This window comes from Thermomonospora cellulosilytica (genome assembly GCF_014138835.1).
GTDB lineage: Bacteria > Actinomycetota > Actinomycetes > Streptosporangiales > Streptosporangiaceae > Thermomonospora > Thermomonospora amylolytica.
Genome location: NZ_JACJII010000001.1, coordinates 926,091 through 942,130, shown reverse-complemented (window position 1 = coordinate 942,130; position 16,040 = coordinate 926,091). Strand labels below are relative to the sequence as shown.

The 16,040-nt window shown below is 72.2% G+C and carries 21 protein-coding genes; all 21 read left to right on the top strand.

What is annotated here, in order from left to right; translation table 11 throughout:
• Positions 1-122 precede the first annotated feature (122 nt).
• The 21 genes from HNR21_RS04470 to HNR21_RS04370 are packed head-to-tail and all read left to right on the top strand — an operon-like array spanning position 123 to position 16,040.
• A complete protein-coding gene (locus HNR21_RS04470; protein ID WP_182704184.1) occupies positions 123-563 on the top strand; it encodes a phage terminase small subunit in 441 nt (146 codons plus the stop codon).
• Entirely contained in the window at positions 553-2,229 is a 1,677-nt protein-coding gene (locus HNR21_RS04465; RefSeq protein WP_182704183.1) for a terminase large subunit domain-containing protein, read from the top strand. The genes HNR21_RS04470 and HNR21_RS04465 overlap by 11 nt, the downstream gene beginning before the upstream one ends.
• Positions 2,230-2,244: 15 nt before the next feature.
• Positions 2,245-3,591 carry a phage portal protein gene (locus HNR21_RS04460; RefSeq protein WP_182704182.1) on the top strand — a complete coding sequence of 449 codons (1,347 nt, stop codon included), beginning with the start codon at positions 2,245-2,247 and terminating at the stop codon, positions 3,589-3,591.
• Entirely contained in the window at positions 3,575-4,309 is a 735-nt protein-coding gene (locus HNR21_RS04455; protein ID WP_182704181.1) for a VG15 protein, read from the top strand. The genes HNR21_RS04460 and HNR21_RS04455 overlap by 17 nt, the downstream gene beginning before the upstream one ends.
• A 59-nt stretch (positions 4,310-4,368) precedes the next feature.
• Positions 4,369-4,941, top strand: a complete 573-nt coding sequence (locus HNR21_RS04450; protein WP_182704180.1) for a capsid assembly scaffolding protein Gp46 family protein — start codon at positions 4,369-4,371, stop codon at positions 4,939-4,941.
• A 38-nt stretch (positions 4,942-4,979) separates the two neighbouring features.
• Positions 4,980-5,852, top strand: a complete 873-nt coding sequence (locus HNR21_RS04445) for a phage capsid protein (protein ID WP_182704179.1) — start codon at positions 4,980-4,982, stop codon at positions 5,850-5,852.
• Positions 5,853-5,855: 3 nt separating this feature from the next.
• Positions 5,856-6,275, top strand: coding sequence for a hypothetical protein (locus HNR21_RS04440; RefSeq protein WP_182704178.1), 420 nt, complete (start codon positions 5,856-5,858; stop codon positions 6,273-6,275).
• A 12-nt stretch (positions 6,276-6,287) separates the two neighbouring features.
• On the top strand, positions 6,288-6,584 hold the full coding sequence (locus HNR21_RS04435; RefSeq protein WP_182704177.1) for a hypothetical protein: 297 nt from the start codon (positions 6,288-6,290) through the stop codon (positions 6,582-6,584).
• Positions 6,585-6,587: 3 nt separating this feature from the next.
• Positions 6,588-6,917, top strand: a complete 330-nt coding sequence (locus HNR21_RS04430; RefSeq protein WP_182704176.1) for a phage head completion protein — start codon at positions 6,588-6,590, stop codon at positions 6,915-6,917.
• A 1-nt stretch (position 6,918) separates the two neighbouring features.
• The gene (locus HNR21_RS04425) at positions 6,919-7,257 is read left to right on the top strand and encodes a hypothetical protein (protein ID WP_182704175.1); all 339 of its coding nucleotides are present in this window, start codon (positions 6,919-6,921) and stop codon (positions 7,255-7,257) included.
• 1 nt (position 7,258) lies between these two features.
• Positions 7,259-7,633, top strand: coding sequence for an HK97-gp10 family putative phage morphogenesis protein (locus HNR21_RS04420; RefSeq protein WP_182704174.1), 375 nt, complete (start codon positions 7,259-7,261; stop codon positions 7,631-7,633).
• Positions 7,630-8,025 carry a DUF3168 domain-containing protein gene (locus HNR21_RS04415; RefSeq protein WP_312880843.1) on the top strand — a complete coding sequence of 132 codons (396 nt, stop codon included), beginning with the start codon at positions 7,630-7,632 and terminating at the stop codon, positions 8,023-8,025. Before HNR21_RS04420 ends, HNR21_RS04415 begins: the two co-directional genes overlap by 4 nt.
• A 5-nt stretch (positions 8,026-8,030) precedes the next feature.
• Positions 8,031-8,444, top strand: coding sequence for a phage tail tube protein (locus HNR21_RS04410; protein WP_182704173.1), 414 nt, complete (start codon positions 8,031-8,033; stop codon positions 8,442-8,444).
• 32 nt (positions 8,445-8,476) lie between these two features.
• Positions 8,477-8,881 (top strand): hypothetical protein, encoded by a 405-nt coding sequence (locus HNR21_RS04405; protein ID WP_182704172.1) that lies wholly within the window; start codon positions 8,477-8,479, stop codon positions 8,879-8,881.
• Between the two features lie 8 nt (positions 8,882-8,889).
• Positions 8,890-9,189 carry a phage tail assembly protein T gene (locus HNR21_RS04400; protein ID WP_220500538.1) on the top strand — a complete coding sequence of 100 codons (300 nt, stop codon included), beginning with the start codon at positions 8,890-8,892 and terminating at the stop codon, positions 9,187-9,189.
• 4 nt (positions 9,190-9,193) lie between these two features.
• The gene (locus HNR21_RS04395) at positions 9,194-11,587 is read left to right on the top strand and encodes a phage tail protein (RefSeq protein WP_182704171.1); all 2,394 of its coding nucleotides are present in this window, start codon (positions 9,194-9,196) and stop codon (positions 11,585-11,587) included.
• A gap of 2 nt (positions 11,588-11,589) precedes the next feature.
• Positions 11,590-14,319: a hypothetical protein gene (locus HNR21_RS04390; protein WP_182704170.1), complete on the top strand. Its 2,730-nt coding sequence runs from the start codon at positions 11,590-11,592 to the stop codon at positions 14,317-14,319.
• A 10-nt stretch (positions 14,320-14,329) separates the two neighbouring features.
• Positions 14,330-14,797 carry a hypothetical protein gene (locus tag HNR21_RS04385; RefSeq protein WP_182704169.1) on the top strand — a complete coding sequence of 156 codons (468 nt, stop codon included), beginning with the start codon at positions 14,330-14,332 and terminating at the stop codon, positions 14,795-14,797.
• The gene (locus HNR21_RS04380; RefSeq protein WP_182704168.1) at positions 14,794-15,249 is read left to right on the top strand and encodes a hypothetical protein; all 456 of its coding nucleotides are present in this window, start codon (positions 14,794-14,796) and stop codon (positions 15,247-15,249) included. The genes HNR21_RS04385 and HNR21_RS04380 overlap by 4 nt, the downstream gene beginning before the upstream one ends.
• The gene (locus HNR21_RS04375; RefSeq protein WP_182704167.1) at positions 15,246-15,704 is read left to right on the top strand and encodes a hypothetical protein; all 459 of its coding nucleotides are present in this window, start codon (positions 15,246-15,248) and stop codon (positions 15,702-15,704) included. The genes HNR21_RS04380 and HNR21_RS04375 overlap by 4 nt, the downstream gene beginning before the upstream one ends.
• A gap of 15 nt (positions 15,705-15,719) precedes the next feature.
• The gene (locus HNR21_RS04370) at positions 15,720-16,040 is read left to right on the top strand and encodes a hypothetical protein (RefSeq protein ID WP_182704166.1); all 321 of its coding nucleotides are present in this window, start codon (positions 15,720-15,722) and stop codon (positions 16,038-16,040) included.

Sequence of the window (16,040 nt, the reverse complement as noted above, 5' to 3'; positions counted from 1 at the left end):
GCCCCCCTCCAAGGGGCCGGGAGCACGGCTGGGGTTAGCAGGTCGCGCTCTGTACGGGTCACAGCCCCCCAGCGTCACCGCCCGTGAGGGGCATCGATCACCGTCTGTGAAGGGGGCTGGTCATGCCGGGTATGGGGCCGCCGCCGGCCGAGCGCAAGCGCCGCCGCAACGCCGACACGTTCGAGAACGCGCAGGTCACGGTGCCTGCCGAGCCCTCGGTGGACGCGCCGCCGCTGCCGAACGCCAAGCGGTACCTGAAGGCCACCCGGGACTGGTACGCCACGTGGTGCCGCTCCCCGGTGGCCGCCGCGTTCACGGCGACGGACTGGCAGCGCCTCCACATGCTGGCCCCTCTGGTGGACCAGTACTGGCGGGGGCCGAGCACCAAGCTGATGGCCGAGATCCGCATCAGCGAGAGCCTGCTGGGCGCCACCCACGTCGACCGGATGCGCGGCCGGATCAAGGTCCAGGCCGACAAGCCGGCCCCGGCCGCCGCCGCGGCGGGCAAGGGGGTGGCGGACCTGACGGCGGCGCGCCGCAAGCGGATGACCGATGCCTCGTGAACTGGTCTACGCGCCGGGCCACGACCGGGGCCGGTCGCTGGGGTATCTGGCGTGGGCGTGGGTCGAGCACTTCTGCGTGCACGGCCCCGGCGACGTCCAGGGCGAGCCGGTCGAGCTGGACGACGAGTTCGGTGGGTTCCTCGTCGACGCCTACGCGCTGCGGCCGGACGGCCGGAAGCTGTACGACTCGGCGGTCATCTCCCGCGCCAAGGGCCGCGCCAAGAGCGAGCTGGCCGGGTTCATCGGGCTGTTCGAGGCGCTGGGCCCGTGCCGGTTCGCCGGGTGGGCGCGCGGCGGCGAGGTGTACGAAGACCCGTGGGGGCTGGGGTTCCGGTACGAGTACGCGCCGGGCGAGCCGATGGGCCGCCCGGTGACGTACCCGTTCATCCGGTGCCTGGCCACCGAGGAGACGCAGGTCGGCAACACCTACGACAACATCCTGTTCAACCTCACCCACGAGGATGCGCCGCTGGCCCAGGTGCCCGGCATCGACGCCGGCCTGACCCGCGTCTACCTGCCGGACGGCGGGGAGATCGTCCCCAGCACGGCGTCCAGTTCGGCGAAGGACGGCGGTAAGGAGACCTGCACGATCTTCGACGAGACCCACCTGTACGTCACGCCTGAGCTGCGGCGGATGTACAAGACGGTCGACCGGAACTGCCGCAAGCGCAAGGCGGCCGAGCCGTGGGCGTTGCAGACCACCACGATGTACCAGCCGGGCGACGAGTCGGTGGCGGAGAAGACCCACGAGCGGGCCAAGCTCATCGCTGAGGGCAAGACCCGCGGGACGCGGCTGCTGTTCGACCACCGGGAGGCGCCGGCCAAGGTCGACCTGGCCGACCGCGAGGCGCTGCTGGCGGCGCTGCGTGAGGTGTACGGGCCGTTCGCCGATGTCCTGGACTTGGACGGGATCATCGAGAACGAGTTCTGGAACATCGAGAAGGACGTCGAGGAGTCCCGGCGCTACTTCTTCAACCAGCCGACCGCCGCGCGGGATGCGTGGGTGACCAAGCCCCAGTGGGCGGCGTGCACCGACGCGACGATCGTCGTCGCCGATGGTGACCCGATCGCGATGTTCTTCGACGGGTCCACCTCCGATGACGCGACGGGGCTGGTCGGCTGCCACATGGAGACCGGGCACCTGTTCGTGATCGGCTGCTGGGAGAAGCCCCAGGGGCCCGCGGGCGCGGACTGGCGGGTCGACCGTGCCGACGTCGACCGGGTGGTGCGGGCCGCGTTCGACCGGTGGGACGTGGTGGCGTTCTTCGCCGACGTCCGCGACTTCGAGAGCTACGTCGACACCTGGGGCAGTGACTTCGGCCGGGGTCTGCTGATCGAGGCGACGACTGGCCGGTACCGGCATCCGGTGGCGTGGGACATGCGGGCCCGTGAGAAGGAGTTCACCGAGGCCGCCGAGCGGATGCTGATCGACATCAAGGCCCGGGACCTGACCCACGACGGGGATGCCCGGCTGACCCGGCACGTGCTGAACGCCCGGCGGCGGCCGAACAAGTACGGCGTGTCCATCGGCAAGGAAGGCCGCGAGTCGCCAAAGAAGGTGGACCTGGCGGTGTGCGCGGTCGGCGCGCGGCTGGCGCGGCGGCTGGCGATGGCGCACCCGAAGTGGAAGCGGCGTCGCCGCAAGACCGGACGCGCTGCGTTCTGAACGGAGGGGTGCACAGTGCCGCTGAGCAATGCCGCCGCCGTGGCGCAGGCCAAGACGCTGCTGGAGATCCGGGAGGCCGACAAGGGGCGGCTGGACCGCATCCACGACTACCTGCGCAACGACCCGGATTGGCGGCCGGTGTGGCTGGCGTCGTCGGCGCCGACCGAGGTGCGCCAGCTCGCCCAGGTGTCTCGGGTGAACATGCTGAAGTTCGTCGTCAACTCGCGTGTCCAGGCCATGTACGTCGACGGGTACCGGACGCCGCGGGCCGCGCAGGATGCGCCGGCGTGGGAGATCTGGCGGCGCAACCGGATGAACATGCGGCAGCTCGGCGTGCACCGGGCCGCCCTCGGCTACGGCGTCTCCTACGTCACGGTGACGCCGGGCGACCGGGCGCCGGTGCTGCGGGGGGCGTCCCCGCGGGACATGACCGTTGCGTATGAGGATGACGACGAGTGGCCGGTGTACGCGCTGGAGCGGCGGCGGGCTGGGCGGTGGCGGCTCATCGACGAACAGGCGGTGTACCCGCTGAAGTGGACCGGCAGCGGGTTCGAGTCCGCCGGCGAGCCGATGCCGCACGGCGCGACGATGGACGGGCAGCCGGTCTGCCCCGTCATCCGCTACCGCGACACCGACGACCTGGACGACCCGGTGATGGGGATCGTCGAACCGCTGATCGACCTGCAGGACCAGATCAACATCACCTCGTTCGGCTTGCAGGTCGCGCAGCACTACGGTGCGTTCCGGCAGCGGTACATCCTCGGCTGGGTCGCCGAGACCGAGGAGCAGCGGCTGAAGGCGTCGGCGTCGAAGATGCTGACGTTCGAGGACCCCGACCTGAAGGTCGGTGAGTTCGAGCAGACGAACCTGTCGGGTTACATCGAGTCCCGCGAGGCGTCGTTGCGGCACCTGGCCACGGTGTCGCAGACGCCCGTGCACGAGCTGACCGCCCAGCTGGTCAATCTGTCGGCCGAGGCCCTGGCCGCCGCCCAGGACAGCCGGCGGCGGGCCACCGAGGAGAATCAGACCTGTCTGGGCGAGTCGCACGAGCAGACGCTGGCGCTGGCCACCGTGATGTCCGGCGGCACCGTCGACCCCACCGCCACGGTCCGCTGGCGGGACACCGAGGCCCGCTCGCTCGGCATGGTCGTCGACGCCCTCGGCAAGCTGTCGCAGATGCTGGGCGTCCCGCCGCAGGAGCTGTGGGAGCGGGTGCCCGGGGTGTCCGACGACGACATCGAGCGGTGGCGGGCGGCGGCGGCCGAGGGTGATGCGCTGGCGAACCTGACGGCGCTGCTGGAGCGGCAGACCGCCGAGCCCGCCGACGACCCCGAGGCGGTGCCGGTTGGCGCGGACGCCTGAAGCCGACGTCCTGACCCGCGTGCACCGGCAACGGCAGATATCGCTGGCCGCCGCCGTGGTGCAGGACCTGATGCAACTGTGGCGGGCGATCGTCGACCCGAACGACCCGTCGACCTGGCAGCGGTTCGCTGAACTGGCCGCGACGCTGATCGGGCTGCGCCGCCGCGATTCGGCGGGCCTGGCCGCCGACTACTACCGGGCGTTCCGCACCGCCGAGGGCGTCGATGAGGGGGCGCCCACCGTGGTCATGGCGGCCACGCTCGCCGCGCCCACGGTGGGCGAGCAGGTCCGGGCCGCCGGGCTGGCCGGCTACGCAGGCGGCCGCCGCGCCGGGCAGGCCCCCGAGCAGGCCGCGCGGAACGGCCTCGTGCGGGCGACCGGGACGGCCACGCGGATGGTGCTGTCGGGCGGACGCACGACGCTGGTCGACTCGGTCCGCGCGGACCGCCAGGCGCTCGGCTGGATCCGGATCGTCGACGCGAACCCGTGCGCGTTCTGCGCGATGCTCGCGTCCCGCGGCCCCGTCTACAAGTCGGCGCGGACCGGCGGGTTCCAGGCGCACGACCACTGCGGGTGCACCGCTGAACCCGTCTATCGAGGCTCCCGGCTGCCCGCCGCGAACGCGCGGCTGGAGCGGCTGTGGAACGAGGTCACCCAGGGCAAGTCCGGCCGCAACGCGCTGAACGCGTTCCGCCGGCACCTGGAGGGCCGCGAGTAAGGCGCCACGGCCGCGCTTCATTCGGCCGGACCACCCATCACTCCACCTGGAGGTTTCGCGTGTCCGACGACACGACCACCACGCCGGCCGCCCCGGCGGAGAAAACGTTCACCCAGGCCGAGCTGGACCGGATCGTGGCCGAGCGGCTGCGGCGTGAGCGGGAGAAGTACGCCGACTACGACGACCTGAAGGCCAGGGCGCAGGCGGCGGACGCCAGCAAGTCCGAGCTGCAGAAGCTCGCCGAGCGGGTCGAGGCCGCCGAGAAGCGTGCGGCCGACATGGAGGCCAAGGCGCTGCGCGCCGAGGTCGCCCAGGCCAAGGGCCTGACCCCGGCGCAGGCCAAGCGCCTGACCGGCACGACCCGCGAGGAGCTGGAGGCCGACGCCGACGAACTGCTGGAGGTGTTCGGCGGCCGGAAGGACTCCGGCGGAAAGGACGGCGGCACCGACACCGGCGCCGACAAGGACGACCCCGAGCCCGACTCCGGCAAGGGCGAGGGGGACGCGGGCGCGGCGCTGTTCGGCCGCCCCAAGGAAGTGCTCGTCTCCGGGGCCGCGCCGGACCGTGAGCCCGGCAAGAGCGCCGACGAGCTGGCCGACGAGGTGCTGAAGAAGGCCCGCGGCGGCCTGTGACCACACGGCGGGATCGCCGTGAAGACAAGGAGTAGACCATGGCGGTTCTGACCGCGCAGCGCATCTCCAGCCTGGCGGTGTCCCTGCTGACCCGCAGCCTGGTGCTGCCCATGACCGTGTCCCGGGTACCGGGCGGGGAGTTCGCCGGCGACAACGGCGACACCGTCACCGTGCGGGTCCGCACCCCGCGGGCGGCCCGCGTGCAGGCGACGCCGGGCGCGACCATCACCTACGACGCGCTGAACGAGACGCCGGTCGACGTGTCGCTGACCCACCTGTACGACGCGACCCGGCTGACCGACGAGGACATGTCGCTGAACATCGTCGACTTCGGCGTCCAGGTCACCCAGCCGCAGGTCGAATCGGTGGCGACCGGCGCCGAGGACCGGCTGGCCGCGGCCATGAACGCCGTCGCGGCCGACGCCTCGTTCGCGCTGACCCCGTCCGCCGCCGACACCGACGCGAAGATCCTCCAGGCCCGGGAGACCCTGTCGGAGGCGAACGTCCCCGCCAGCGACCGGTTCCTGGCGTGCGCGCCGGACATCATCACCCGGCTGCTGAGCGTGGACAAGTTCGTCCGCGCCGACGCGGTCGGGGACGGCACCGCGATCCGGGAGGCCATCGTCGGCCGGATCTACGGGTTCACGGTGCTGGAGTCCAACGGCCTGGCCGCCGGCACCGCCGTCGCCTACCACCGCAGCGGGTTCGTGTTCGCCAACCGGGTGCCGGTCGCGCCGCGGGGCCTGCCGTCCAGCCAGACCGCCACCGCCACCAGCGGCGGCATCGGGATGCGGCAGATCTTCCAGTACCAGCCCGACATCCTGTCCGACGCGTCGGTGCTGTCCACGTTCGCGGGCGCGGCCGTCGTCAGCAACGACCGCGTGTTCAAGCTCAACACGGCCGCCTCCTGACCCATGGCGACCCTGATCACCGTCGAGCAGCTGCTGGCCCGGCCCGGGTTCGACGGTGTCGACGAGGCCACCGCCGAGGCGGTCCTGGAGGACGTCTCGGCGCTGGTCTCGCTGATCGCCGCGCCGGTCGAGCTGACGGCCGCCACGCTGCCGTCAGCGGTGGTGCCGGTGATCGTGTCGATGGCCCGGCGCGGCCTGTCCAACCCGCGCGGCCTGTCCGGCGAACAGCTCGGCGACTACGGGTGGCAGGCCGGGGGGCAGACCTCATCGGGCGTGTACGCGACCCGGCACGAGGAGCGGATCATCCGCCGCGCGGTCGGCCGCCTCGGCGCCAGCAACGCCACGTTGAACAGCGACCTGCCGCTGCCGCCCGAGCGCGCCGGGGGCGGCGGCTTCGAGAACGAGTTCCTCAACTCCCTGTAGGAGGTGGTGGCGGTGGTCATCTACAAGAACACCAAGACCGGCGCCATCGTGCGGCTGGCCGCGCCCAACAAGGCGATGGACCAGTCACAGCGGTGGCAGCGAGTGGAAGAGACCGCCGAGCCCGCCGACCCCGCCGGCGGCCAGGAGCCGGGACGGTACGACCCCGCCGATCACACCGTCGACGAGGTCAACGCCTACCTCGCCGACGTGGACCTGGCCGAGCGGGAGCGGATCATCCAGGCCGAGGCCGAGGGCAAGGCACGCCGCGGCATCATCTCCGGCCCGTACTCGGACCTGTCCGGAGCCTGACCAATGATCGGCCACCTGCTCAACCGGGAGTTGGAGGTGTGGCGGTCGGCCGCCGTGTCGGACGGGTCCGGCGGCCAGACCCTCGCCTTCGCTCTCGTCGGCACGGTGGCCGCGATGGTGTCCCAGCCCACCGCCAAGGAACGGCTGGAGGGCGGCCAGTGGGGTGCCGACCACTCCCACGACATCCATCTGCTGGCGGGCACCGATGTGCGCCGCGGTGACGAGCTGCGCGGCGGCGGCCAGCGCTTCCGGGTGCTGGCGACCGTGAGCAACAGCCGGTCCACCTACCTGAAGGCCCCCGCGGCCGAACTCACCCAGCCTGAAGGAGCCTGACATGGCTGATCTCAACGTCACCCAGGTGCCCATCGACGGCGGCCTGGCCGACCTCGCCGCCGCAGCCGTCCCCGCCGGGGCCAGCGGGGATACCGCCCCGACCGGGCAGAGCCGGTTCCTGGCGGTGATCAACGGGGGCGCGTCCCCCCGCACGGTGACGGTGGCCACGCCCGGCACCGTCAAGGGCCTGGCGCTGGAGGACGCGGTGATCACGGTGGCGGCCGGGGACACCGCGCTGCTGCCGCTGAACCGGGTGTTCGCCGGGGCGGACGGCCGCGCGTCCATCTCCTACGACGCCGTCACCTCGGTGTCGGTGGCGGTGCTGGAGCTGGGCGGCTGACATGGCGCAGCGGGTCGAGATCGCCGGATGGGACCGGCTGCTGCGCCGCCTGAACGACCTGCCCGAGGACATCCACGAGGGCGCCGTCAAAGCGATCACCGACGCCGCGAACGATGTGCGCGACGAGACCCGCGACACGGTGCGGGTCGACACCGGCCGCGCCCGGGACGGCACCGTCGCCCGCATCAACGCGGCCCGGCTACGCGCCGAGGTCGGATGGTTCGACCCGGACCTGTACTACATGAAGTTCCAAGAATTCGGGACCGAGGAGATCACCGCGAACCCGGCGCTGACCCTGGCCGCCCAGCGGGAGCGGCGCCGGTTCGCGCAGCGGCTGTCCGCTGATGTGCGTGCGGCGCTGGAGGGCCGCCTGTGACCACGCCGCTCGCCCCGGTCCAGGCCGCGATGTACGCCCGCCTGAACGGCGACGCGCTGCTGGCCGGGCGGGTGTTCGACCACGTTCCCGAGGGCCAACCGAAGCCGTATGTGCTGCTGGGCGAGGCCATCGAACTGCCCGACAACCATCACGGCGGATTCGGGCGGGAGACCGTCGAGACCTTGCACATCTGGTCCGACCAACTCGGCTACAGCGAGGGCACCCAGATGGCGGCGCGGATCGTGGCGCTGCTGGACCACCAGCCCCTCACCATCGCCGGCCACCACCACATCGCGACCCGCTACGAGTTCGCGCAGACCCTCACCGACCCCGCCCGGCCGGGCTTGCGGCACGTGGTGCTGCGGTTCCGGATCATCACAGAACAGGAGTAGGCCGCATGGCAGGCATCAACGCGTTCGGCACCGAACTCCAGCGGTCGGACATGGCCCCGACCCCGGTGTTCACCGCCCTCGCCAACGTCACCAGCATCGAGGGCCCCGGCCTGTCCCGGGAGACCATCGACGTCACCGCCCACGACAGCCCCGACGCGTGGATGGAGTTTCGGGGAGGGCTGAAGGACGGCGGCGAGCTGAGCCTGGAGGTCAACTACGACCCGGCCGAGCACGACGTCCTCGTCGCGGACCTGGACGACGACGAGCCCCGCGACTACAGGCTGGTGTTCCCGGACCCGGCGGCCACCACCTGGACGCTGAAGCTGATCCTGACCGAGTTCCAGCCCGAGGCGCCCGTCGATGACAAGCTCGCCGCGTCCCTGACCTTCAAGGTCAGCGGCAAGCCGGTCCTCGCCTGACCCCAACCCCTACGACGACAAGGAGGCGCCTGGTGGCGCTGCTGGATAAGGACACGCTGCTGGCCGCGCTCGACCGGGCCGAGGTCGAGACGAAGGACGTCGCGGTGCCCGAGCTGGGCGGCACGGTGCGGGTGCGGGAGATGCCCGGCACCCTGCGCAACCGCATGGAGGCCACCTACGCCACCATCCGCAACGGCGGCGACTCCAAGAGCCTGGACACCGTGACCGCGCTGATGATCGCCACCTGCGTGGTCGACGAGTCAGGCCGGCAGCTGATGAACGTCAACGAGGCCAAGCGGCTGCTGAGCGTGCGGCCGAAGGTGGCGTTCCGGCTGCGTGACGCGATCATCGACGTGTCCGCGGTCGACGAGGAGGACGTGGAGGCGCTGGCCGAGGTTTTCGGCGACGCCCAGAGCGACAGTTCCATTTCCGGCTAGCGCTCGCCCTGGGCATCCCGGTCGCCGAGCTGCTGACCCGCATCACCTCCAGTGAGCTGACCGCCTGGATGGCCTACGAGCAGGTCGCCGGGCCGCTCGGTCCGGACCGCGCCGACCTGCAGGCCGGCATCGTCGCCGCCACGGTGGCGAACGCCAACCGCGGCAAGGGCGGCCGCCGCGCGGTGCCGCGCGACTTCATCCCCAAGTGGGACCGCAAGCCACAGCAGTCCTGGCAGGAGCAGCTGGCCATCGTCACGGTCCTCAACAAGGTGTTCGGCGGCGTCGACCTGCGCGGTGAGAGGGGGTGACCGGGTGGCCATTCTCGACCAGCTCATGGTCCGCATCGGCGTCGACGCCCGCGGGGTGCGCTCGGGCGCGGACCGCACCATCGGGCAGTTCTCCCGGATCGGGGATGCGGCCGACCGCCTCGGCGACCGCCTCGGCCGCATCGGCGGGCGGGCCGGCCGTGAGTTCGGGGACGGGTTCTTCCGGGACGCGGACGGCAGGTTGCGGGACGCGCGCGGCCGGTTCGTCGCCGAGGGCGAGGAGACCGGCCGCGGCTGGGCCTCGCGCCTGACCCGCGCGGCCGGCACCGCCCTGAAGGCCGGGCTGGGCCGTCTGGTCGGCACCGCCGCCACCGCCGGGCGGGCCATCGCCTCGGCCGCCCTGCCGGTGGGGGTGTTCGCCGCCACGGCCGCGTCGCTGGCGGCGAGCCCGGCCGCCGCGCAGCTGGCCGCGATCGGGCAGGCCGCCGTCGCCGCCGCGCCCGCGCTGCTGGCGCTGCGGGTGGCCGGCATGTACGTCGCGGGCACGCTGCGGGCGATCTTCGCCGAAGGCAGCGCGGCGCGGGCGGCGCTGTCCCCGCTGGCCGACCGGTTCACCACGGCCGGGCAGGCCGCCTCCAAGGCGGCGGCCGCCGGGATCCGCCCACTCGCCGAGCAGCTCGCGCGGGTGGCGGGCCCGGTCGTCGAGGCCGGGATGGTCCGCATCGGCGACGCCGCCAACAAGGTGCAGAAGGAGTTCCTGCGGTGGGCGGCGTCCGCGGACGGGGTCCGCACGATCCGGGGGATCGTCACCCCGATCGGCGAGGCCATGAACAACCTGGCCCCCGCCGTCTCCCGGGTGGCGATCTCGTTCGCCAAGATGCTCGGGCGGATCATGGGCGTGTCGGTCGCCGCCGGGCAGGCCGGGCTGGCCGGGGCCCTGGACAAGCTCGCCGACACCTTCGACCGGGTCGACGCCGAGTCGGTGCGGGGCGGCCTGGACAAGCTCGCCGCCACCCTGCGCACCGTCCTGGGCGTGGGGCAGACGGTGGCCGGCTGGATCGGCACCCTGGTCAGCGCCTACCGCACCTACACCACCGAGTTCCGCGCGGTCGCCGACGCCCTGAGCGTGGTGGCGATCATCTTCGGCGGGCCGATCATCGCCGCGGTCGGCGCGGCCGGGCTGATCATCCGCCACTTCGACGCGATCAAGAAGGCATGGGAGAACCTCAAGGGCGCCTTCTCCGGCGGCTCCGGTGGCGGCCCGCTCGGCGGGTTCCTCGGCAACCTGCGGACCGCCGCGGCCGAGATCCTGCCGTCCCTCAAGGGCGCGTTCGACCAGATCAGGTCCGCTGTCCTGCCGGTCCTCACCGAGATCGGCGGGAAGATCGCGGGTGAGCTGGTCCCCGCGATCGGGGAGTTCGTCGCCGCGATCTCCCCGCTGGTGTCCTGGCTGATCGACCGGCTCGGCCCCGTCGTCGCCACGGTCTTCAAGACGGTGCTGGGCGTCATCTCCGGGGCGATCAGCATCATCACCGGGATCATCCGGGTCTTCACCGCGGTCCTAACCGGGGACTGGGGCAAGGCCTGGGAGGGCATCAAGAGCATCCTGTCCGGCGCCTGGCAGATCATCACGTCCGTCATCTCGGGCGCGATCTCCCTGGTCAAGAGCATCATCACCATCGCCCTGGACGTCATCAAAGCCGTCTGGACCCGTATCTGGAACAGCATCAAGTCGCTGGTGGGCGTCGTGTGGAACGGCATCAAGTCGCTGATCACCGGGGCGATCAACGCCGTCAAGAACCTGATCACCAACCACGTGAACAGGATCAAGACCGCCTGGTCGCAGGCGTGGAACTTCGTCAAGACCGCCACGACGAACGCGATGAACTCGCTGCGGAACGCCGTGGTCAACGGCGCCAACCGCGTCATGTCGACGGTCCGCAGCATCCCCGGCCGCATCCGCTCGGCGTTGGGCAACCTCGGGTCGCTGCTCTACAACGCGGGCCGGAACGTCATCCAGGGGCTGATCAACGGGATCAACGCGATGATCGGCCGGGTCCGCAACGCCATCGGCAACGTCGCTTCGACGATCCGCCGTCACCTGCCGTTCTCCCCCGCCAAGGAGGGACCGCTGTCCGGCAGCGGGGCGCCGGACCGGGCCGGGCAGAAGATCGCCGCGATGCTGGCGGACGGCATGGCACGCGGCACCGGCCTCGTCGCCGGCGCGGCCGCCCAGATGGCCGGGGCCGCCGCCGTCACCGCAGGCGGGGGCGGGGCCGGCTACGCCACCCCGGCCGGGGTCCGCGCCGCCGGGTCCGGCGGGATGCCGCCGCTGGTGATCCGCTCGGGCGGCAGCGAGCTGGACGACCTGCTGGTCGAGCTGCTGCGCCGGGCGATCGCCGACCGCGGCGGCAACGTGCAGACCGTCCTGGGGAGTTGAGCATGGGGCGATGGGGTGAGCGGATCGACCTGCAGCTGGACGGCGTGTGGACCGACATCACCGGCCGCGTCTACAACCGCGACCCCATCGTCATCACCCGCGGCCGGTCCGGTGAGGGCACGGTGGCCGAGCGGTCCTCGTGCACCCTGACCCTCAACAACCGCGACGGGTGGTTCAGCCAGGGCAACCCCCGCTCCCCGTACTACGAGGTGCTGACCCGCAACACGCCGCTGCGGGTGTGGATCCCCACCAGCGCCCACGTGTGGCTGCCCGGCGGGACCGGCGATCGGGTCACCACCGGCGACGACGCCACCCACCCCGTGGGCGACCTGGACGTGCGGGTGGAGGCGACGCTGGACTGGTCGCGGCCGGTGGACCTGGCCGCCAAGTACGTCGGCGGCGCCGTCAACCAGCGCTCCTGGGGGCTGTCGATCGGGCTGGAGTCCACCCCGACGCTGATCTGGTCCCCGGACGGCACCTTCGCGTCCCTGCGCACCGCGCGCGCCACCGAGCAGCTGCCGCCCGGGTGGCTGCACCGGGCGGTCCGCGCGGTGCTGGACGTCGACAACGGGGCCGGCGGCTGGACCGTGACGTTCTACGTCGGCGACACCGTCGCCGGTCCATGGACGCAGATCGGCGCCCCGGTCACCGGCACCGGGGTCACCAGCGTGTTCGACTCCACCGCGCCGATCGAGGTCGGCGCGACCGACGCCCTGACCCTGCCGCCGCCCGAGGGCAGGTTGCACGCCTTCGAGCTGCGGTCCGGGATCGGCGGGACCGCGGTCGCGTCCTGGACGGCCGCCAACCTCACCGTGGGCGCGACCAGCTTCGTCGACGACCAGGGCCGCACCTGGACCGTGGGCGGCAACGCCGAGATCAGCAACCGGGACGTGCGGTTCGTCGGCGAGGTGGCCCGCTGGCCGGTGGCCTCAGACAGGTCGGGCCGGGACGTGCACGTCAAGGTCACCGCGTCCGGGATCATGCGGCGGCTGCAGCAGGGCCCGTCCCCGCTGCAGTCCCCGGCGCGGCGGGACATGGCCAACCCCGCCCGCACCGACATCGCCGGCTACTGGCCCTGCGAGGACGACAAGGCCGCCACCGCGCTGGCGTCGGCGCTGCCCAACCACCCGCCGATGCGGTTCACCGGCGCCCCGGCCCTGGCCGAGTACTCCGACTATCTGCCGTCCGGGCCGCTCCCGCTGGTCAAGACCGGCCGGTTCCACGCCACCGTCCCCACCTACACCGAGACCGGCGAGAACGTCATCCGCTGGTATGCGCGGTTCTCCGCCGCGCCGGCGGCCGAGCAGCGGGTGATGGTGGCCGCCACCACCGGCACCGCCGCCCGCTGGGAACTGTGGGTCCGCACCACCGGCGGCGGCCGCCTGCTGATCTTCGACCGCGACGGCATCCAGCTCGCCGACTCCGGATGGATCGCGTTCGACGTCCACACCAGCGGCGACATGGTCATGCGCGTCTTCATGCGGCAGAGCGGCGCCAACGTCGACTGGGTCATGGGCCGCGAGAGCTTCGACGTCCCGGACGCCACCTGGACCGACGTCGGCACCACCGGCACCCTCGCCGCCCACACCGCCGGGCGGGTCACCAGCATCCAGCTCAACCCGGACGGCAACCTCGGCGACGTCGTCCTGGGCCACCTGGTCCTGGCCAACGCCGAGACCGCCTTCGATGCCTCCGGTGCGGCGCTGACCGCCCACACCCTGGAGCCCCCCGCCGACCGCGTCACCCGGCTGTGCGCCGAGGAGAACATCCCGCTGACCCTGGTCGGCCCCGACTCCGGCATCGTCCGCATGGGCGCCCAGTCCATCGCCACCCTGATGGACCTGCTACGTGAGGCCGAGACCGCCGACATCGGCATCCTGCACGAGCCCCGCCACAAGCTCGGCCTGGCCTACCGGACCCGGGAGGGCCTGTACGCCCAGACCCCCGCCGTGGTCCTGGACTACGCCGCCAAGCACATCACCGGCGACCTGGCCCCCGTCGACGACGACCAGGCCACCCGCAACGACATCGAGGTCAAACGGCCCCGCGGCTCGTCGTACCGGGCCGTGCTGGAGTCCGGGCCGCTGTCCGTCCAGGCCCCACCCGCAGGAGTGGGCCGGTACGACGAGAGCATCGAGGTCAACGTGGGCCGCGACCTGGCCCTGCCCGACCAGGCGGGCTGGCGTCTGCACCTGGGGACGTGGGACGAACCCCGCTACCCGACGCTGGAGGTGCACCTGGCCAACCCGCATCTCGGCGCCGACCTGGTCGCCGGGCTGCTCGCCCTAGACGTCGGCGACCGCATCCGCATCGACAACCCGCCGGACTGGCTACCGGCCGAGGCCATCGACCAGATCGTCGCCGGAACCGTCGAGACGATCACCCTCACCGAATACAAGATCCGGTTCAACCTGGTCCCGGCGCGGCCGTGGGACGTGGCCTCCTACGAACAAGGTCGCCGCGACACCGCGGGCAGCGAGCTGGCCGCCGCCGTCGACGCCGACGACACCACGCTGACCGTGGCGACCACGGTCGGCCCGGCCTGGACGACGAACCCGGCCGACCTTCCGCTGGACATCGTCGTGGGCGGTGAGCGGATGACCGTCACCGCGATCACCGGGGCCGCCTCGCCGCAGACGTTCACCGTGACCCGCTCGGTGAACGGGATCAGCAAGGCGCACGCGGCCGGGGCCTCCGTCTCCCTGGCCGACCGGGCGATCCGAGCACTGTGAAGGAGGTGCGGTGACCTACGTCCGCGCGCGCGACTGGCCGCCGACCGTGCAAGCCGCCGACTACACCGACCAGCTCAACCTGACCAGCAGCAGCTACGTGCCCGGCAGCCCCGAGGTCGGGGTGCAGTTCGTCGCCCCCACCTCGGGCCGGATCATCATCACCATCGGCGGCGGCGCCCGCGACAACACCAACGACAACCGCGTGTTCCTGTCCCCGCAGATCTTCGAGGGGCCGGACGTGTCCGGAACGGAGATCCTCGCGCCCTCGGTCACCATCCACGGCTGGGGGCAGACCAGCACGGCCGCCACCGCCGGCTACGGCTCCCGCGAGTCGCTGTACCCGTTCCCGGGTGCGGGTGAGACCGAGCTGGTCCCCGGCCAGGTGTACTACGCGCGGGTGATGATGGCCGCCGAACAGGGCGTCGGCGCCAGCGCGGACGTGTTCAGCAGGTTCATCATCGTGGAGCCCGCCCCATGACCGCCGCCGGGAGCGTCATCCGCGCCGCCGACTGGCCGCCCACCGTCGCGGCCGGGGACTCCACCACCATCAGCAACATCACCAGCACCACGTTCATCACCGGCAGCCCGGTGGTCGCCACCACCTTCACCGCCCCCACCTCGGGCCGGGTGAAGATCACAGTCGGCGGCGGGATGCAGAACAACGGAGCAACCGGCCGGGTGACGCTCGCCCCGAACGTGTTCGCCGGGACCGGCCCCGGCGGCACCGAGGTGCTGGGCGTCGCCAGCCCCCTGCGCACCGAGCTGACCTGTCCCACCGAGGCGGCCAGCTTCTACTACGCCAGCAGGAGCTGCACGCTGGAGGGCCTGACCCCGGGCGCCACCTACTACGCCCGGGTCATGTACCGGGTCACCGCCGGGACCACCGGTGACATCTCCCGCCGCGACATCATGATCAGGCCGCTGTCGTGAGCGGCCTGTACGCCGGCACCGTGGTGCGCGCCCTGGACTGGCCCCCGTCCGCCTCCGCCAGCAACTCCACCGCCCAGACGGACGTGTCCAACATCGCGTTCGCCACCGGCAGCCCGGTCGTGGCCGTCACCATCACCGCCCCCACCAGCGGCCGGGTGAAGGTGGAGGTGTCCGGGCTGATCCGCGACAACACCGGCGACAACCGCGGCATCCTCGCCTTCGAGGTGTACGAGGGGACCTCGGCGGCCGGGACGAAGGTGGTCGCCGCCGCCGTGCGCGCCAACAGCATGACCAGCATCGGCGAAGCGTCGGACTACATGAGCCACGGCCGCGCCACCCTCGTGGAGGGCCTGACCCCCGGCGGCCTGTACTACGTCCGGCTCGTCCAGGCCGTCTCCGGCGGCACCACCGTGGACATCCTCAACCGATCTCTGATCGTCTATCCGGTCTCCTAGGAAGGACGCAGCAGCGTGACGATCACTATCAAGGACTTGGGCGACCTGGTCATCTACGCGGGCGCGATCGCCGTCGCCCTCACCGCGATCGGCGTGGTGGCGCGCGTGGTCGTCGTGCGCCCCCTGCTGCGGTGGCTGCGCAAGGAGCTGCAGCCCGCCGTCCAGGAGACCCGGCAGGTCGCCACCGAGACCCGCGACGCCGCCACCAAGGTCCAGGCCGAGGTGTCCCCCAACGGCGGCAGCAGCATCAAGGACGCCATCACCCGCATGGACGCCGAGATGCAGGTGCTGTCGACCCGGCTGACCGACCACATCACCAACCACCCCAGGAGCTGA

What these genes read in the sequence shown, in the direction of transcription:
- HNR21_RS04470 (WP_182704184.1), top strand. Translation starts at nt 123, where the DNA reads ATGCCGGGTATGGGGCCGCCGCCGGCCGAGCGCAAGCGCCGCCGCAAC.
- HNR21_RS04465 (WP_182704183.1), top strand. Translation starts at nt 553, where the DNA reads ATGCCTCGTGAACTGGTCTACGCGCCGGGCCACGACCGGGGCCGGTCG.
- HNR21_RS04445 (WP_182704179.1), top strand. Translation starts at nt 4,980, where the DNA reads ATGGCGGTTCTGACCGCGCAGCGCATCTCCAGCCTGGCGGTGTCCCTG.
- HNR21_RS04440 (WP_182704178.1), top strand. Translation starts at nt 5,856, where the DNA reads ATGGCGACCCTGATCACCGTCGAGCAGCTGCTGGCCCGGCCCGGGTTC.
- HNR21_RS04430 (WP_182704176.1), top strand. Translation starts at nt 6,588, where the DNA reads ATGATCGGCCACCTGCTCAACCGGGAGTTGGAGGTGTGGCGGTCGGCC.
- HNR21_RS04425 (WP_182704175.1), top strand. Translation starts at nt 6,919, where the DNA reads ATGGCTGATCTCAACGTCACCCAGGTGCCCATCGACGGCGGCCTGGCC.
- HNR21_RS04420 (WP_182704174.1), top strand. Translation starts at nt 7,259, where the DNA reads ATGGCGCAGCGGGTCGAGATCGCCGGATGGGACCGGCTGCTGCGCCGC.
- HNR21_RS04410 (WP_182704173.1), top strand. Translation starts at nt 8,031, where the DNA reads ATGGCAGGCATCAACGCGTTCGGCACCGAACTCCAGCGGTCGGACATG.
- HNR21_RS04390 (WP_182704170.1), top strand. Translation starts at nt 11,590, where the DNA reads ATGGGGCGATGGGGTGAGCGGATCGACCTGCAGCTGGACGGCGTGTGG.
- HNR21_RS04380 (WP_182704168.1), top strand. Translation starts at nt 14,794, where the DNA reads ATGACCGCCGCCGGGAGCGTCATCCGCGCCGCCGACTGGCCGCCCACC.